Raw genomic sequence first — 19,230 nt, 5'->3', positions numbered from 1 at the left:
CCTACCACTTAATGCTGTTAAACCAGTCCAGCTCCTGCTGAGTAGGAGCTCGTTTGATGCCTTTATTATCTAGAGCGTCTTCATATCTAATCGGACGTGTTGCTCCAGGTACATAAGGGTTGGCTTCTGTTTCTTTAACTCGAGTACTAGTCATATCGAATTCCGTACCATCTTTATAGGTTATTTTTACTCCCGGCTCACCAGCCTCACCACCCAGTCGAGTGGTGTTCTTTGTTGTTCTGGTAGTAATCGTTCCAATTTCTTTTGCACCCCCTCCCACAACCCCAACCTTAACCCCGGTTGTACCACCCTTACCCCCAGCCGTCGACGAGAACAGCCCCCGGTCCTGATTCAATCCATCCGACGCAAGCTCCGCCAGTAATGCAGCACCCTCGCCTTTTTCGGTGCGCGTATTCTCGATGATGCCGGTATTGATGGCCCGCTCGTTACCTCGGGTAATTACCCAAAGCGCTGCCGAACGATCGAACCCCGCGCTCCTGCCGTCATGCAGCATCTTCTCATTAGCCGGAATCTCATCCACCAACTGCTTCGTCACTTGCAAACAGCTCGCCGGGTTATTCCGGCAGTACTGTCCGAACTCGTTGTTCCGAGTCGTATCAAGGTTGTTGTAATGGTCCCTAACGGCTTGGCAAGCCGCCGGGGAGGCGCACGTATTGAGCTTCTGTTCTCTTTCGACCAGTTCGGCATGGAACAGATAGTTGAATTCCGTCGCTTTCTTGGCGATCGTCGAACCTGTATTCAGGTCGCCATCGACCGCAGCCGCTGCCAGAAGCCCCGTCAGTTGCGACAGCATCAGTTGCAGATCTTTGTTTTCACCCGCCACCTTGGCCATGCCGGGAATCAGCGCTTCATTCAAACCGGCGGCAACCGCACCGGTCTTGAAGTCGCTGCCCGTCAGCTCAGCCAGCAGGCCACCCATGATCGCGTGGGCAACAATTTTCTGTGGGCCGCCATCGGGGAACTTGATGGTATCGCCCACCCAGTTGAAGCCGGTCGCCATCGCCACATTGCCGGCCTCTCCCAACAGGGCAGCATTGAAATTGCTGCCAAAGCTGCCACCACCGATCGCGGTGGAGATACCGCTGGAGATCACTGCTTGCCCGGTTGTGCGGATTGCAGTGTCAGTCGCGGTGTTCCAACGGAAGATATCCTTGGAGGAGTTACTCGCGCTCGATGCCGAACCTGCCGACCCCGCCGAACCCGTCGACGGCTCGACGCCTTGAGTGGTCGTGCTGGAGCTGTCGGTACTACTAAACCATTCTTGGTCCGCGTATGCGGATGCATAGGCAGTAAAACCGGCAATCGCCGCACTCTTCAAGCTATCGGCGCTGACTGTTTCCTTCAGCGCGAGTCCCAGGTTGCCTTTGTTCTCAATGGTGCTGGTGACCGCCGTGGTGCTCAGGCTGGTGGCGACCGCAAGATTGGTGCCCGACAGTCCGAAACCTGCCGGCCCCATGATGAACGACATCAAAATCGCGATGGCAATCTTGGCCCCGGCCCCCAGACCGGAGTTGTCATACTTGAAGCTGTCGTGGATTTCCTTCACCTGGCGCCAGTCAATGTCGCCCCGGGCCTGGGCCTCTTTCATCCAGGCCAGGTCTGGTTCAGCCTTCACCATTGCATCGATGGTTTGGCTGACACTCTGCTGATCCACTTGTTTGACATCGATGCGCAGCCCATCGACGGCCTTGATCACCAACTTTCCTTGGGCAACCAGAGCGCTCTGGCGCAAGGTTTCGTCGGTCCGTCCCTCGCCTTTCATCTTGTACCAGGCCAGGTCGCTTTTGCTCTTGGTATGGCTCTCGTCGTGGAAGTCCTTGACCCCTTCGAAGGTGATGCGCCCGCCGCTGTCGATGATCAGGTCGTTGCCGCTTTGCAGCTTCGCCACTTGGTAGGTCTGATCGCCACCGCTGACCAACATCAGGTCGCCCCCGGTGCTGATCTCGCTTCCGATATGGGTGAGTTGCGTCACCTCATCCCGTCGTGCGGCTTTACTGCCCCAGCTCCCCTTCTTCTTCATGTCATACAGCGAGTAATCACGGTTCTGCTCAGCCAGCAGACTCAGCTGCTTACCCGCCACCAGATACGCCTCGTTACCCGCCGCAATCTTGCTCGCGACCATCAACAGATCATTGCGCGCAGCAACCCTTACATCCCCCCCGGCATCGAGGGTGGTCGCCTGCTGCGAGACATGGTCTTCTTCCTTGTTGATCTTCTTGCCGCTGCGCTTGTAGCGGTACTCGCTGGAGTTCTCGTTCGCCGCCGAGATCAGGGCGACATCCTTACCGCTCAGGTTGATATCGCCTTTGGCTTGGAGATGGCTGGCGACTACGGTCAGGTTGTTGCCGGCGGTGACGTTCAGGTTACCGCCCGCCTTGACTTCACTGGCGTGCTGAACGGTCTGGCTCTGCTCCCAGAAGTGGCGTTTGTCCTGACGCATCGAGCCGCTTTCTTCGCGAGCCGCGGAGATGACGACGTCTTTGCCCGCACTCAAGTCCGCGTTGTTGCCCGCAGTGATCGCGCCGCCCACGTTGAGCAAATCGCCCGCTGCACGCATGGTGAGGTTGTTACCGGCCTCGATGCGCGCGGCGTTGTCGACAACGGAGGTTTTCGAACTGAAGCCCTTGCCGCTGTTCTCGATGGTGGTGATGGTCCGGTCGTTGCGGATGTCGCCGGTCAAGGTCGAGAGCTCGACGTCCTTGCCTTTGAGGATGCCGCCTTGCATGTTGACCAGGTCTTTGCCCGCGACCAACTTGAGCCGCTCGCCAGCCTCGGCCAGGCGCGTGTTGATCAGGTTGTTCCCGGCTGCCGCCGAGAGGTTCTCACTGGCACGCAGCGTCCCGGCGTTCTTCAGGTCGGTGCCCGCAATCAGGGTGAGGTTCTTGCCCTGGATCAACGCGCCATCGGCCATCAGCCGGTTGTTGGCCTGTGCCAGGTAAAGCACCGGCACCAGGACATGTTGGCCATTGACGACCTGGTCTTCCATCCAGACGATGTCGTGGGTCAGCGCGGCGACTTGTTGCGAAGTCAGGGTCACGCCAAGGGCCAGGTTCAGTTGTTCCTTGCTGGCGATGGCATTGTTCATCAGGTACTTGAACATGCCTTCGTCGCTGGTCTGTCCGGCAATGAAACGCTGCCCAGTGCGAGCCAGCACCGCCTGTTGGATCAGGCGTTGTTCGTACAAACCATCGCCCAGGCGCTTCCAGCTGGTATCGGGGTCATAACCCAGGTTACCCAGCAAGTAGTCCGAGCTCATGAACTTCCTGAGGTCGGTCAACGCGGGGTTGGTTTCAATCAGATATTTGGGGCCGCTGATGACCCGGCTGGCGTCTGAGCCCTGGACAGCGGCCCGACTCTGGTCGTGGCTGTCTTGCGCTGCGGCCGCGCTGTCGACGACACGGAACAAACCATTCTCGCCAGTCGGCAAGGTGAACCCGGGCATGGTGGTCGGGTTGACTTGTTGTTGGGCCAGATCCGGCGGCAACTGCGGGTTGAGTACCACAACCGCCGGCTGTGCGGCGTTGGTCACATCGGTGGCCGCTGACTTGGTTGCGCCCGCCAACGGTGCCCGGAACTGCACGACACTGTTGTTCTCCAGGCGCTGCGTAGCCTGGATGCTGATGTTACCGCCCGATTGAACGACCGCCGGTGCCAGCGACTCCCCTGGCGTCACAGTGGTGATGTCACTCTCCTGACGGAAGTTGTTGAGCGCATCGACGGGCACTTGTTTCGGGTTGGCCTGGGCGTTGTAGGGGACGATGATCCTGCGGCGGAAACGTTCGTCGGTACCATCGGTGACCCGGCCGGTGTTCCAGGTGCGCGTCCTGACGCTGGTGCCGGAAGCAGCACCAACGTTGGCGAAGTTGTCGGCGGTAATCAGCAGGTCGGCGGCCGAGGCCATCACGCTGTATTGGTTGGTCACCGCAGAGCCATCAACGGTCAGTTTCGCCCCACTCATCAGGGTGGCACTGACCGAGTCTTCAAGCACTACGCTTTGGTAGGTCTCCCGGGCGATATAGTCGACGTTGTGGTAGTCACCACCGCAGTCATAGCATTTGACGCTGATGGAGCCCGACACCAGCTCATCGGTGGTGGAGAAGACGTCCTTGCGATTGATCAGGGTGTCGCTGCGCAGCGACATGTCCTTTGCCGACTCAAGGGTGCCGGAGATGTTCTCCAGCAACACGCTGCGAGCGACGCCATCTCGGGCCGCGACATTCAGTGCCCCCAGGCTGTAGACGTCCGCACGATAGTTGGTGAAGCGATTGAAACGCAGGGCCATGTCCGCGCCGCTGAAGATCAGGCCGCGATCGTTACGTGCCTCGTTGGCAAGCAGTTCGACGGTTTCGGCGCCACCCAGCGTGCCCGTATTGACCAGGCTCGTGGCGGCCAGGGAGAACTTGCCCCCGCCGGTGATCCGGCCGGCATTATTCAGCGCACCGAGACTGGTGATGGTGGTCATGCCACCGCCAGCCAGGCGCGAGCCGCTGGAGAGATCGAGGCTGGCGGTGCTCAGATCGAATTGATCGACACTGCTGAGGCGGCTGTTTTCGGTACCGACATAAGCGCCGGTCAGCTTCAGATCCAAATCAACGTCGCTGCTGATGATGCCCGCGTTGTTCCAGGTGCCGCCCGTAGCCAACAGGCTTTGTACCGCGACCAACTTGCCGCTACTGGTCTGATTGAGCTGGCCCACCTTCAGGTTCAGGACATTGGCTTGGATATCCGAGCTGTTGTCCCAACGCGCCGCGTCGACGGTCAGGGTGCCTGAGGTCATCAGGCTGCCGCCGATGTTGCTGAACCTGGCGAGGTCCACGCCTAACGTGCCGGTGCCCACATGACGAACATTGCCGCCAGCATTTTTGAAGCCTGCCATCTGCAAGGACAGGTCCTGGGTGGCCGCTTCAATGACGCCGCCCTGGTTGTCCAGCAGTTGATCAACCGTTAGCGTCGCGGTCCCCAGCTTGCCCACCGAGCGCAACTTGCCGCCCTGGTTATCAACTGACGCAGCACGGATCAGCAGGCCATTGGAGCCTTCCACCAGACCGCGCTGGTTGTTCAGAGCCCCGGTCAGACCGAAATCAATGGCGTTTGCCGCTGCGCGTCCATCGCTGTTGTCCAGATTCTGAGCACGGACAGTCAAGGCCTGTTTGGCTAGCACTGCACCGTTGCGGTTTTCAAGCGTGGCGGTGGTGATATCAACGTCACCGGACAAAGCCGAAACCTGCCCGCCATTGTTGAGCACCGCTTGTTTCGCATCGAGATCGACGGACTGTGCCTGGATCAACCCAACTGCGTCGGCCGAGGTGAGCGACTCGCCGTTATCCAACACCGTGTCCAGCGTGGCTTTCAGCCAACCGCCGACACTGGCAAGGACACCGCCACGGTTATCGAGACTGCTCGCCTCGATATCCACGTTCCCGGCCTGGGTGATGGCGCTGCCATCCTGGTTGAGGAAATCCCCAGTGATATCGACCTTCAGGTCACCTTGGCTGAGCAGGCTGCCTTTGGTGTTATCGAGACCGCCGCCGCTGATCGTCAGCCCCTGCTCAGTGCTGATGATTGCCTCGCCGTTATTGAGCAGTTGCTGGTAAGCGGTCAGGCTCATCGCCTTGACCGAGGCGATATAACCATCGTCGCTGTTGTTGATACGGTCTGCGGTCAGGGTCAGTTTCCCCTGGCTGACCAACTTGCCATCCTGCTGGTTGAAGCTTTTCAGCGTGGCAACGAGATCACCCTGGCTGGTGATTTGTCCTGCGCTATTTTCAACATTGCCGCCCCTAAGGGTCAGTGCCGCGTCGGAGGCAATCTTGCCACCGCTATTATCCAGGGTTTTCGCTTCGAGCTTCAGGAGGCTGTTACTGCTGATGACGCCTGCGCTGTTCTTCAGCGTCCCGGCGACCAGGGTCTGCTCGCCGTTGCTGGCGATGATCCCTTTATCACGGTTATCCAACGCCCCAGTGGCCGATGCTTGAATTTTGCCTTGGCTGACCAGCGTGCCGGCGCGGTTATCGATGTCCTTGCTGTCGAGCGTCAGGGTCTTGCCGGCGGAAAAAGTGCCGCCGCGATTGTCGAGGGTCTGCGTGGTCGTGGCTTTCAAGTCGCGACTGGCGATGACGCTCTGCCCGCGGTTGTCGATATTCGCCGCGGTCAGCACGACATCGCCAATCTGGTTGCGGGTGTTATCGACGTTGACGCCCGCTTCGATGATGCCGAGGTTGTTGAGCTGGCCGTCGGTGGTCAGCGTGACCTTCTCGCGCGCCGCGATGGCGCGCTGGTTGCTGAGAGCGCCCTTGGTCGTCGCCTGAACATGGCTGCCGGCATAGATCGTCCCTTGGGCGTCCAGACTTTGAGCCTTGATCTCGACGGCGCCTGCCGCCGTGGTTTGCGCCAAACTCAAATGCCCGTTGGCGTCGAGTTGGATGTCGCCACCACTGGCAACCATCTTGCCATCCAGCTTCACCCCAACCCCGGCCTCAGTCCCCACCAGCTTGATCGCACCGGCGTACATCCCACCCAACGCCGACGAGTCGATAGCCAGCTCCGGTTTCGCACTGCCGTCATCGGCCCGGGCAGTGGCGTTGAGGGTATTGGCATTGACGTCATTGCGCCCAGCCACGATGGTCAGGTTCTTCGCCTGGATCTCGGCATTGATCTTGGCGCTGCGGGTGATGATTTCGAAGCGGTCGACGTTGTTCACGTTGAGGCCCGCGCCTTCAATGGCGACGCTGCCCTGGTCCACCTGATAGCGACCCACCTGGCCGTTTTCGATGATCGGCTTGCCCGTGGTCAGGGTCGCCTTTGGGGTATTGATAAACCCGCAGCCATTGCAGGTGATGCCATAGGGGTTGGCGACGATGACATGGGCCGACTGCCCCGCCACTTCGGTGTAGCCGCGCAACTGGCTGGGGTTGCCGCCGTTGACTTCGTTGAGGATGACCTTCGCGGCCGTACCCTGGAGGTTCGGGTTGCCGAGGATGATCCCACCCAGTTGCGTGGACTGGGCGGGATTGGTGGCGTTGTTGAGGATCACGCCGTTGCTGCCGACGTTGTAGTCCTTGAACTGGTTGTGGGACAGGCCGCTGCCGTTGGGCTTGGCGATGTTGACCACCGGCACGCCATTGCCGGCCTGGCCGAGGCTGGTGCCCGGGGCGCTGACCACGATACCGCCCGCCTGGGCCCACATCGGCTGCCAGAACATGACGTTGGCCAGCAGGAACGCCAGGCCGCGCTTGGGCATACCCCAGAAGGCGTCGCGGGTTTGCAGGGCAGCAGAAGGCTGGCGGGCCAGGAAGGCGTATTGGCGGTCGTCCATGATCAGGTCTCGTTGCAGCAAAAATTAGATAGATACATCCACGCGGAAGTAGATCGGCGCTTCGCGCTCGGTCAGGGCATCCGGACGTTCCAGGGAATGGGCGAAAGTGACGCTGGCGCTCAGGTGCTCACCGCGGGCGAACAACTCCAGCGAGTTGCTCGACATGCGCCCGTGCTGATCGCCGTTGTAGCGATTACCGCTAATCACGCCCTGGTCGTAACCGAGGCTGGTGCCGTACTCGGCGAACACCGGGCGCAGCCATTCCACGGTCACCGGACGGCTCCAACGCAAGTCGTTGCGCCAGTAGCCGCCGCTGTCGCCGGACAATGTCTGGTCCTTGTAGCCACGAATCGACGACAGGCCGCCCAGGCTCATGCGCTGCGGGCTGAACAGCACGTCTTCGCTGCGCTGGCCGGTCATCAGGCTGCTGAAGCTGAAGGATTCGCCACCCAGTTCAAAGGGTTGCAGGTAGCTGAGGGTGGCGGTGTATTTGCGATAGCGCGCATCCGGCACTCCAGGGCCCGGCTCATGATCGCCCTGGGCATCGAGGGCGCCGATACCTTGTTGCAGGCCCAGATCGAGGTTGACGAAGGCATTGCCGACCCGTCGGCCATGGTTGATGCCGAACTGCGCCTCGCTGATGCGATTGCTGCTCTCGGCGAGCTTGCTGTCTTCGATGAAGTTGTTGGTGCGCAGGTACGCAAGGCCAGTGCTGAGTGAGGTCTTGCTCACCGCGTCGCGATGGACCACACGTTCCAGGCGCACCTGATGGTTCTGGCTGTCGCCGCTCTGCTTGAAATTGAAGCCGTTGGCCTGGCCCACGGCGCGGTACTCGCTTTGGCTGTAGGTGTAGCTCAGGTTCCACCAGCCAAACGGCAGGTTGTAATAGAGCATGCCGTTGCGCGAGGTTTTCTGGTGATCGCTGACGGCATCGTGGCCGCCGCGCAAGGCCAGTTGGTCAGCCAGGCCCAGGGGGCTGTCCCAGTCCAGGGAGGCGCCCCATTGCTGCTCGCCCGTGCTTTTTTGGCCGTCGTTATGGCGTGACAGGCCGGCGCGCCAAGGTTTTTGCGGGGTGTTATTGACCCGCACTTCGCTGCCACCGATGTTCTGCCCCGGCGTCAGTTCCATTTGTGCACGGTTGGACGGCAAACGGTTCAGCTGATCGACCATCTGCTCCATTTCGCGCAGGTTGAGCAGTTCGCCGGTCTTGCCGGGAAACGCCATCGCCAACTCGCGATCCGACAGCTTACTGTTCTCGGCACCCTTCAAACCTTCCAGCCGCCCCTCGACCACCAGCACTTGCAGGTGACCGCTGGACAGGTCCTGTTGCGGCAAGTAGGCGCGACTGGTGACCAGGCCTTTGTCGAGATAATGGTCAGTAATGACTTTGAGCAGCTCGTTGAGCTGCGGCACGCCCAGGCATTGGCCGATGTAAGGCTTGAGCAGGCGTTCGCGCTCCGCATCGGACAAAGCATCGGCGCCCTTGAGCTCGATGGTCTTGATCGGGAAGCAACGGGTATCGACAGGTGCCGTCGGCTGGGCCGGCTTAGCTTCCTTGCCGGGCAGGTCCTTGAGCTCTTCAAGGCGTCGGCGCTGCTCTTGGAGCAGGCGATCCTGACGTTCACGGATCAGGTCCGTGTCGCCGGGGGTTGGCGCAGCGACAGCAATGTTCATCGCCAGAAAACACAGCGACGCAACAACTAGCCTCGTCCCTAAGGCAAATACGGACATGTTCGATCCCTCGATACAGAAATGACAGCAGGCGTGCATAGCACTGCGCGCACACCAGACCCTGCATATCGCTTTCGGTTCAAGGGAGAGGAGATTTTCTACGTAAAAAAGAGACGCGTCTCACAGACGGCGTCGACAATCACAGCGAAAAAACACTTCTGTAACGCCCGAGCCGGCCAGTAACGCAGTTCACTCAGGCAGTCGTAAATCCGTGGCGAGGGAGCTTGCTCCCTCGCCACAGGTTCATCGTTTTCCTAAGTGAGCGCGCCTTTGCCGCTTCCCGCTCGCGAATCAAGGCCTTTAACCCCGTTGCCAAGCAAGGTGGGCGACTGCCCAGTGATCTCGCCCAGCAGCGTCGTCACGACGTTGCCTTCGACCATGCCTCGCGCCTGAAGAAGGTCCGCCACCGCACACACAGCCGGCCAATAACGGTGCACCAGGCAACTGCAACGCGCGATCGCCCGGGATTGGGCGTCGAGCAGTTTGCGCGGTGGCAGCAGGCTGATCAATTCGTGCCCCCGGTCCAGGTCACCGCGGCCGCTGCCCCTGATCAACCGATCGGACCGGCGATGCCGGTAGACCGCTTCGGCCACCGGCCCCGCGAAGCAATGGAGCAGGTCACGCTCAATGGCATCGACCATCGAGGGCAGGAATTCAGCGATCCCCGGGGCGTCGAAGGCCGGGCGCGCGACCAGGTAGTCAGCTTCCACCAACCCTTCTGCGTATTGCGGGTTGCCGCGCAGGTCGAACAGAGGTCCCGTGCAGGCTTCAGCCTTGGTACGCACGGTGATGCGTTTAATCGGTTGGCCGTTCCACCAAAAGGCCAGGGCATGACCCGCTTCGTGGAAGGCCGTGCTGCGCGGGCATTTGTTCATTATTGGGTCCGTCACGGCAGGCGCCATTCATATCATCTGCCTCGCCGCTTGGCTTCGATAAAAGATTATCCCTATCGACCGTTAACACTGCGCCTATTAGCTATCTGGCAAAGGAGGACTAGCCTGAATTCAGGCTGGTGTAATCCGGCCCGTGAAACCTGACAAAGAGATACGAAGCGTTCAGAAACGTACTGGGCTTGCCGTGGGCCACCATTGGTAACTAGACCTCTCGTGTGTTGCCGTGTGGCCGCACACGATCAGTTGAGCGAACTGTGAGCCCTGCGCCCTGTGTCATTTATTTCGCCTGTCGCTATCCAGAGCCCGGCCGGGCTGGATAGCTGGATGAATACGACCAAAGGTAGCTTCTCATGGCAAACGAATCGAAATGCCCGTTCAATCACGCCGCTGGCGGTGGTACGACGAACCGCGACTGGTGGCCGAACCAGCTGAATCTGAAGATCCTGCACCAGCACTCCTCGCTGTCCGATCCCATGGGCGAGGATTTCAACTATGCCCAAGCGTTCAAGCGCCTGGACTTCCAGGCCTTGAAACAGGACCTGAATGCACTGATGACCGACTCGCAAGACTGGTGGCCGGCAGACTTCGGCCACTATGGACCGCTCTTTGTCCGCATGGCCTGGCACAGTGCAGGCACCTACCGCACCGGTGACGGGCGCGGTGGGGCGGGTTCCGGCCAGCAGCGGTTTGCACCGCTCAACAGTTGGCCAGACAACGTCAGCCTCGATAAGGCACGTCGGCTGCTGTGGCCGATCAAGCAGAAGTATGGTCGCAATATCTCCTGGGCTGACCTGATCGTCCTCACCGGCAACGTCGCGCTGGAGTCCATGGGCTTCAAGACCTTCGGTTTTTCCGGAGGCCGCGCCGATGTCTGGGAGCCGGATGAAGACGTCTACTGGGGTTCCGAAAACAAATGGCTGGGGGGCGATGTTCGCTACGCCAAGCCCGACAAAGCCGCCATGCAAGACCCCGGCGAAGGCCAATTGGTGGCCGAGCCTGGCAACGAAGAAAGCCGCACTGACGAGGGGCGCAACCTGGAGAACCCGCTGGCCGCCGTGCAAATGGGGCTGATCTACGTCAACCCGGAAGGTCCCGAGGGCCAGCCGGACCCGGTCGCCGCCGGGGTGGACATCCGCGAAACCTTCGCCCGCATGGCGATGAACGACGAAGAAACCGTGGCATTGATTGCCGGCGGCCACGCCTTCGGCAAGACCCACGGCGCAGGCCCTGCGGACAATGTCGGCGCCGAGCCCGAGGCCGCTGGCCTGGAGCTGCAAGGCCTGGGCTGGAAGAGCACCTTCGGCACCGGCAAGGGGCCCGACACCATCACCAGTGGCCTGGAAGTCACCTGGACCACCACCCCCACCCGCTGGAGCAATAACTACCTGGAGAACCTGTTCGGCTTCGAGTGGGAACTGACCAAGAGCCCGGCCGGCGCGCACCAATGGACGCCGAAAAACGGTGCAGGCGCGGGCATCATCCCCGATGCCCACGACCCGTCCAAACGGCGTAACCCCACGATGCTGACCACCGACCTGGCGCTGCGCTTCGACCCGATCTACGAAAAAATCTCCCGGCGCTTCCTGGCCAACCCCGACCAGTTGTCCGACGCCTTTGCCCGCGCCTGGTTCAAGCTGATCCACCGCGACATGGGCCCGCTCTCACGCTACCTCGGCCCGGAACTGCCCAACGAAGAACTGCTGTGGCAAGACCCCATCCCGGCGGTCGACCATCCGCTGGTCAACGACAGCGACATCGCCGCCCTCAAAGGCAAGCTACTGGCCTCGGGCCTGTCGGTTTCACAGCTTGTGTCTACGGCATGGGCCGCGGCTTCCACCTTCCGTGGCTCCGACAAACGCGGCGGCGCCAACGGTGGCCGCCTGCGCCTGGCCCCGCAGAAAGATTGGCCGGCCAACCAGCCCGAACAACTGGCCAAGGTGCTGGCGACCCTCGAAGGGGTCCGGAATGAGTTCAACGCAGCCCAGTCCGGCGGCAAGAAAATCTCCCTGGCAGACCTGATCGTGCTGGCCGGCAGCGCCGGTATTGAACAAGCCGCGAAAAATGCCGGGCTCAGCGTGACGGTACCGTTCGCGCCGGGACGCATGGACGCGAGTCAGGAGCAGACGGACGTCGAGTCGTTCGGTTTTCTCGAACCTATCGCCGATGGCTTTCGTAACTACCTCAAGGGCCGGTACCGCGTGTCTGCCGAGGCGTTGCTGATCGACAAGGCCCAACTGCTGACCCTCAGCGCCCCGCAAATGACGGCATTGATCGGCGGTCTGCGGGTGCTGGACACCAACGTCGGCCACACGGCGCACGGTGTCTTTACCCAACGACCCGGGACGTTGACCAACGACTTTTTCGTCAACCTGCTCGACATGGGCGTGGAGTGGAAAGCCCTTTCCGACACCCAGGAAACCTTCGAGGCTCGCGACCGCAAGACCGGCCAGGTCAAATGGACCGGCACCCGTGTCGACCTGGTCTTCGGCTCCAACGCCCAGCTACGGGCCTTGGCCGAAGTCTATGCCAGCCCGGATGCGCAAGAGCAGTTCGTCAAGGACTTCATCGCGGCGTGGGTCAAGGTGATGAATCTGGATCGGTTTGATCTCAGGTGAGAAGAACCCGCGGGAATGAGGTCGTGCAAGGAGGCGGCCTCATGAACTTTTCTTCACCCCACGCCCCCGCGTGATTGGGTACAGTCGCCTCGCTCATTCAAGAAACTAAGGTTTTAGCCCGCTCTCCCAGCGGGCTTTTTTTTGCCTGGCTTTCAGGCTGACGAATGTGCGTTACCCGACGCCGGCACGACAGCCGCCTGCGCCGCTCGCTGTGGTTTCAACACAGGCTGCTCCAAGGCCTCGCGTCCATAAAACAGCAACGCCATCAGCCAACAACTCAACCAGACAAAAATCCCCGCCCAGAACGTGTGGGACATGTAATGCCAGCCCTGCAGGACCCGCGTCGTGCCGTAGACAAAGCCCAGCACCAACGCCCCGTGCATCAAGGCTTTCGAATGACGCCAGCGGTAACGGCGGGCAACGAAATACAGCGCCAGCATCGTAAAGCCGCCGGACGCATGACCGCCGGGCCAGCAGCGACCGTCACCGGCGACTTTCAGCAGGTCGAAATTCTGGAACCATTCCTTGTGCTCGATCTTGCCGGCGTATTGGGTGGTTTCCACCGGACAGTACACGCTGGTGTGACCCTTGAGGTAATGGATCACCCCGGTGCTGAGGGAAAAGGCGAAGACCACGTAGAGAAAGTCGCGCCGATGCTTGTGGGCAAAACGCAACGGCGTGGCCAAGCGGGCTTTCTCCAACAGGCGAAGCAATCTCGGGCGCTTATGTGGCTTGAAGATCGGCCAGACAAACGACAGCAGCGCCCCGATGATCGCCGCCTCGCCGGTCCAGTTCGGAATGATCCTGGCCCACTTATGGGTGATTTTCTCGAACAGCCGCACGTGCTCCAACGGAAAGACCTGGTGCAACGGGTCGTAGAATAAATTGCTGAAAGCGATGTCGATGCGGGTCAAGTCGAACAGCAAGAACACCACCACGGCGCAGACCAGGGGAATTCCAAGATTGAGCCCGTAGAAACGGGCGCGAGCAGACGTCAGCATGGGCGGTCCTAATCGTGGGAAAGGTTACTGAAAGCCACCGAGCGCCAGTCAGAGGCTTCGATAAAACCGAGCAACTGCGGTGCTTGTGGCTGGGCGGCGGAGACGAACAGCGAAGCACCGTAGCCAAACGTCGAGGTGGGCCGGTGGAGCTCGGTTTCCAATGCCTGCATGCATTCGCTGTGGGTGACCAGGATCAGGTTGCGCCCGGCGACTTTGTGGGCCAGGGCATTGCGCAGAAGGTCGTGGCGGCAATTGATCAGCCAGTCGTCGCCAGCACTCACCTTGTTGAACATGTAGCCCGCCGTCTGGGCCGCACGGACCAGGGGGCTGTTGTAGAGGTCGGTGTTATCCAGGCCCAGTTGCTCGAACCGCGCCCCCAGGCCCACCGCAACGGCACGGGCCCGGTCAGTGATGCCTTCGCGATCATTCAGGCACGCAGCCTTGGCGTGGTCGCAGCGCTCGACATGACGCACCAGCACGATCATCTCACCCTTGGCCCAGCCATCGGCCAAGGCCCGGGCGCCGGCGACGTTGCCGTGGGCCAGGTCCGGTATCGTCGCCGGGCTGAGCAGCCAGAGGGTCAACGGAATGACCAGCAGCGCCGAGGCCAGCACGACCACAGCGTTTTGGTAGCGGGCAAAGCGCCGCGTATTGATCGAGCGCCTCAGGCCGAAAAGGCTCAGTTTCAGTTCCACATCAAGCCGCCCCGACGGCATCACCCAGTCATTCAATGGCGCGACAGTAGAGAGGCCGACGTAGGCAGGCGGTGAAACAGATGTGAAAAAAAGCTTGGGATGGGAGCAAAGCTTGCTCCCACAGATACCGGAAAAAAACTTACAGATCTTGCCCCCCCGGCCGATACAGCCCTGTTACATGCTCTTGCTGGCTCTTAACAACAACAATCTTCCAGCGTACCGACGATCAAGCAGCACAACGTTCCTGGAGGAATTTGATGAACAGCTGGTTTGGCAACATTAGCGTCAACATGAAATTGGGCCTGGGCTTCGGCCTGGTGCTGGTACTGACCTGCCTGCTGGCCCTGACCAGTTGGACCAGCCTGGGCGGGCTGATCGACCGCAGCAACTGGATGAGCGACATCACCCAGCTCAACGCCAGCCTGACCAAGCTTCGGGTCACGCGCCTGCAATACATGCTGACCAACGGTGACGAGACCGCCGCCCAAAACGTGCAGACCACGCTCGATAGTTTCGTGACACAACAGAACGCCCTGCTCAGCAGCTTCAAGAGCCCGGAAAACGTCAAGTTGCTCAAGGAGCAGAGCGCAGTCATCAGCGCCTACCAGGTGTCCCTGAACAAAATGCGCAGCGCCTACCGCACGGGCAACACCGCCCGCGATGCCATGGGCGCTAACGCCGAGATCGCCTACAAGCTGATCGAGACCCTGGATTCGGACGTGCGGAAAATGGGCGCCGGCGACGAGCGTTTCGCCCAGTTCCAGGCCATCACCCAGGCCAAGCAGGACTTCATGCTGGCCCGCTATGAAGTGCGCGGCTACACCACCAACAGCAACGCCGACACCGAACGCAAGGCCGTCACCCAGCTGGACGCCGCCATCGCCTCGCTCAAGCCGCTGAACGAGCATTTCTCCAGCACCCGCCAGGATGAACTGCGCCAACTGGAAAACGCCCTGGCCCAATACCGCAGCGCCGTGCAGGCCTTCAAGCTGGCCACCGCCGACGCGGTACAGGCACGCAAGGAAATGACCGACCAGGGCGCGTCAATCGTGACGCTGAGCGAACAGCTGTACCAGATCCAACTCGACCGCCGCGACGCCGAAAGTGCCGAGGCTCGCACCCTGCAACTGATCAGCACCCTGCTGGCGTTGCTGGTCGGCGTCATTGCCGCCGTCATCATCACGCGCCAGATCACCGGCCCGCTGCGCGATACCCTGGCCGTGGTCGAGCGCATTGCCGGTGGCGACCTGTCGCACACGGTCAACGTCACTCGCCGCGATGAACTCGGCGTGCTGCAACAAGGCATCGCGCGCATGGGCGTGACCCTGCGCGACCTGATCAGCGGCATCCGCGATGGCGTGACCCAGATCGCCAGCGCCGCCGAAGAACTGTCCGCCGTGACCGAGCAGACCAGCGCCGGGGTCAACAGCCAGAAAGTCGAGACCGATCAGGTCGCGACCGCCATGCACGAAATGACCGCCACGGTGCAGGAAGTGGCCCGCAACGCCGAAGAGGCCTCCCAGGCCGCGGCCGCCGCCGACGGCGAAGCCCGCGCCGGTGACAAGGTAGTCAGCGAAGCCATCGCCCAGATCGAGCGCCTGGCCAGCGAAGTGGCGCGCTCCACCGACGCCATGACCGTGCTGCAACAGGAAAGCGACAAGATCGGCAGCGTCATGGACGTGATCAAGGCCGTGGCCGAGCAGACCAACCTGCTGGCGCTCAACGCGGCGATCGAAGCGGCACGCGCCGGTGAAGCCGGGCGTGGTTTCGCCGTGGTGGCCGACGAGGTCCGTGGCCTGGCCCAGCGCACGCAGAAATCCACCGAAGAAATCGAAGGCCTGGTGGCCGGCCTGCAGAACGGCACGCAACAAGTAGCGGCCGTGATGAACAACAGCCGCAGCCTCACCGACAGCAGTGTGGCCCTGACCCGCAAGGCCGGCGCGTCACTGGGGAACATCACCCGCACGGTGTCGAACATCCAGTCGATGAACCAGCAGATCGCCGCTGCCGCCGAGCAGCAAAGCGCCGTGGCCGAGGAGATCAGCCGCAGCATCATCAACGTGCGCGACGTGTCCGAACAGACCGCCGCCGCCAGCGAAGAAACCGCCGCCTCCAGCGTCGAACTGGCGCGGTTGGGGAATCAGTTGCAGATGATGGTCAGCCACTTCCGCGTCTAACGCCCTACGCACTGTGGGAGCGAGCTTGCTCGCGAAGACGGTGGTTCAGTCAACTTCAATGCTGACTGATCCGACGCCATCGCGAGCAAGCTCGCTCCCACAGGGTTTGCATCAGCGCAGCCCCACGAATCGCTCTTTCGTACACATCTCCCGCCCACGTCCTACCGTCTTTTTTTGCGTACTGCTGTACGGTTTTCTCCTGACAAGAACATTCCGTTCGAACAGGAGAGGCACCTACATGGATGCAGACAACGGCTCTCTGTTGCACAAGCTCGTTGCCCCGCCAATGGACGAGGGCATTGCCAAAACCGATTTCAAGACCGCCCTGCAACGAATGGGGCTGACATCGGTATTCGACATCCTGCACCTGGGCAAGACGCAGTTCGCCCAGGCGCTCGCCAGGCACTGCGATGCAGATGCCGGGCAGGCCTACGACAATGCGTCGAGCCACGCCCGGCAGATCAGCCGCTTGTACCTGGAGCATCAACTCAGCTCCAGCGACACCAAGCCCCGTGTGCGACGCAGCCTGGACTCAGACTCGACATCCGGGCCGATCAGCTATCAAGCATTGTTCCAGGAAAACCGGGATCAGTTTTGCAAGGACGGTGACATCGCCGCGATCGACTCGCCCGTGGCCTACCTGCGTGCGCTGTACCTGTTTGCCAGGCAGTTGGAAAACAGCTCCACCCACCCCCGCAAGATCCTCCTGGAGAAACGTCGACCGGACCTCGACACGCTGATGCTCGACCCACACAGTGCCTTGGTTGCGCGCCCGATGCTCAACATCGTCAACGACACGTTGTGCAGCCATATCGAGGCCAGTCTCGATGACGGCACAACCGTCCATCAGGCCTTGGCCGACGCACACTATCCCTTTTCACTGCCCTATGATCTTCACCACCATCAATGCCTGCTTGGCTTGGGCGCAGGTAAACCCGCCCTGGGTGAAGTCAATTACCGGATCAGCCTGAAACTGCCGTTTTGCCAGGACGGCTCAACGTATGGACACGTTTCGCAATCGCCTGTCGAAGCGCAAAAACTGCTTTCAGGGCTCAGTCCGGCTCAGCAGGCACTCTTGCTCGCACCGCTCGCTTCGGGTTCCGATTTCGAGGCCTTGAAAAAAGCCTACGGCACTCAAGATGTCGGGCGCCTGGGTGATTTCACATTTTTCAAGGAGCGCACCGGGCTGTCGACGGAACAGGTTGAGCAACTACTGGGGCATGGCAGATACAGGCCTCGCTCCTCGACCCATATCCCGCCCTCGACTCGTAACCGCCAGAGTCCTGCTTACATCAATGGTCCCGACACTTCTTCCCCCGCCCTGGTGCTTGAAACCCAAACGGCCCGGCAAGGGTTCAGTCACAAGTCCTACGAGCGCTTCGACCGCATGCAGCGAATGGTCCGATTGCAGCAATGGACCGGCATTCCCTTTGCCGAACTGGATACGTTGCTCATCAATAGCATGCATTCGGAAGGCAACACCCTGATGACGCTCAGCGCCAATACCTTGCGCGCGCTTGGGGTCTATCAGTACATGAAGCGGCGCCGTGGCATCACACCAGAAGAGTTTGCCTCGCTCATGAGCGACATGCCGACCTGTGCTAGCGCAGAGCGTGTTTCGTTGTACGACCAGGTATTCAATCGCAGCGGTCTTCTTCAAAGCCCTGCGTGGGGGAAGCAGGCGACAGGCCTTGATACCGCAGACTTCAAGACACTCAGTTACCTCGGTGCTGGCCTGGGGCTTGCCCTCACAGAGGACGCGCTGTTGCTGCTTGTGAAACAGACTAAAAAGTACCTGCCGCTGAAAAACGATTTGCCGACGATCTCTTCGCTCTACCGCCAGGCCCGTATCGCCCGGATGTTTGGCCTGTCGCCTCTTGAGTGCACGGAGCTGGCTCGGCTACTGGGTGGGGATACGTTCTGCCGGGCATTGGTGACGGGAGCACTGGACACCGCGCACCCCGACATTCTCGACGTATTGATGGCAATGGATTGGGCGGTGGACTGGCTCAAGCAAAACCATCTCGATGTGCTGCAGTGGTGTCGCCTGTTCGAATCTATCGGACCCGATTTGCCGTTGAATCAGAAACTGGAAGAGCGGTTGGCCGTACTGCGAGAGCACGCCCGGTCCACCAGCGACTATCAACGCCTGGTAGGAACACTGCTGCACGATTCGGCTGACGTGTCCGCCGAATACCTTCCCAGCGTGATGAAAATGGCCGGCACGAATGCCAAAGACATGGTCGAGGCCATCATCGCCACTGTCGACAAAACTCCGCCATTGCTGGCACACGTGCTTCGCACCGCGCAAGCCTGCCAGAAATTGCATCTGAGCAGCAGCACGCTACAGGTGTTGATGGACCATCCCACGTGGTTAGCCTCGAACAGTTCAGGAACGCTTACACCTCAAACGCTGTATTTGCTCGAACGGTTCAATCATTGCGCGCGCCATCAGGCGCAGTCAGAAGAAAACCTGTTGCATTACTTGCAGCTCGCCAACCAAGACCTACCGCAACATTCAGCAGGGACAGTCAACGGCCTGCTGGCCCACCTGCTGGGCTGGAGCCCCGAGCAAGTGGGCTGCCTGACAGCGCTGCTGACGCCCAAACGCGCCACCACGATGCAAGCCGTGGATTGGGTCATGCGTTGCCAGGCGTGTTGCTTGAGCACGGGCCTGTCGGCAAGCCAACTGCTCATGGCCGCCACACTCAATAACGACAGCCTGACGCAGGCCTGGAAAATCGTCGGTGAAGGACTGATCGCTGCGTGCCATTGAGGCGAA

At 60.8% G+C, this 19,230-nt stretch carries 8 protein-coding genes and 1 pseudogene; 4 read left to right on the top strand and 5 right to left on the bottom strand.

Features of this window, described 5'->3' with window-relative positions; genetic code table 11:
* Position 1: 1 nt before the first annotated feature.
* From QMK47_RS04785 to QMK47_RS04775, 3 genes are all read right to left on the bottom strand, one after another.
* Positions 2 to 7,336 carry a DUF637 domain-containing protein gene (locus tag QMK47_RS04785; protein ID WP_320389873.1) on the bottom strand — a complete coding sequence of 2,445 codons (7,335 nt, stop codon included), beginning with the start codon at positions 7,334 to 7,336 and terminating at the stop codon, positions 2 to 4.
* 24 nt (positions 7,337 to 7,360) lie between these two features.
* Positions 7,361 to 9,067 carry a ShlB/FhaC/HecB family hemolysin secretion/activation protein gene (locus QMK47_RS04780; RefSeq protein ID WP_301300322.1) on the bottom strand — a complete coding sequence of 569 codons (1,707 nt, stop codon included), beginning with the start codon at positions 9,065 to 9,067 and terminating at the stop codon, positions 7,361 to 7,363.
* A 254-nt stretch (positions 9,068 to 9,321) separates the two neighbouring features.
* A complete protein-coding gene (locus QMK47_RS04775; protein ID WP_320389872.1) occupies positions 9,322 to 9,942 on the bottom strand; it encodes a hypothetical protein in 621 nt (206 codons plus the stop codon).
* A gap of 368 nt (positions 9,943 to 10,310) precedes the next feature.
* On the opposite strand from QMK47_RS04775, the gene katG reads away from it, so the two are divergent.
* Positions 10,311 to 12,575 (top strand): catalase/peroxidase HPI, encoded by a 2,265-nt coding sequence (gene katG, locus QMK47_RS04770; RefSeq protein WP_253471481.1) that lies wholly within the window; start codon positions 10,311 to 10,313, stop codon positions 12,573 to 12,575.
* Between the two features lie 152 nt (positions 12,576 to 12,727).
* Here the strand turns inward: katG and QMK47_RS04765 are convergent, their stop codons facing one another.
* Together QMK47_RS04765 and QMK47_RS04760 are read right to left on the bottom strand one after the other, a co-directional pair.
* Positions 12,728 to 13,576 (bottom strand): phosphatase PAP2 family protein, encoded by an 849-nt coding sequence (locus tag QMK47_RS04765; protein WP_214512168.1) that lies wholly within the window; start codon positions 13,574 to 13,576, stop codon positions 12,728 to 12,730.
* Positions 13,577 to 13,584: 8 nt separating this feature from the next.
* Positions 13,585 to 14,292 (bottom strand): histidine phosphatase family protein, encoded by a 708-nt coding sequence (locus QMK47_RS04760; protein WP_320389871.1) that lies wholly within the window; start codon positions 14,290 to 14,292, stop codon positions 13,585 to 13,587.
* A gap of 236 nt (positions 14,293 to 14,528) precedes the next feature.
* Here QMK47_RS04760 and QMK47_RS28665 point away from each other — a divergent pair.
* From QMK47_RS28665 to QMK47_RS04750, 3 genes and pseudogenes are all read left to right on the top strand, one after another.
* Positions 14,529 to 15,542: pseudogene (locus QMK47_RS28665) on the top strand (methyl-accepting chemotaxis protein); the annotation flags it as partial.
* Between the two features lie 42 nt (positions 15,543 to 15,584).
* Positions 15,585 to 16,448, top strand: coding sequence for a methyl-accepting chemotaxis protein (locus QMK47_RS28660; RefSeq protein ID WP_408980855.1), 864 nt, complete (start codon positions 15,585 to 15,587; stop codon positions 16,446 to 16,448).
* A 25-nt stretch (positions 16,449 to 16,473) separates the two neighbouring features.
* On the top strand, positions 16,474 to 19,224 hold the full coding sequence (locus QMK47_RS04750) for a Tc toxin subunit A (protein ID WP_320412949.1): 2,751 nt from the start codon (positions 16,474 to 16,476) through the stop codon (positions 19,222 to 19,224).
* Positions 19,225 to 19,230: the final 6 nt, after the last annotated feature.

It is taken from the genome of Pseudomonas sp. P9_35 (assembly GCF_034008205.1).
Classification (GTDB): Bacteria; Pseudomonadota; Gammaproteobacteria; order Pseudomonadales; family Pseudomonadaceae; genus Aquipseudomonas; species Aquipseudomonas kilonensis.
This window is presented reverse-complemented; position numbering and strand designations above follow the sequence as displayed.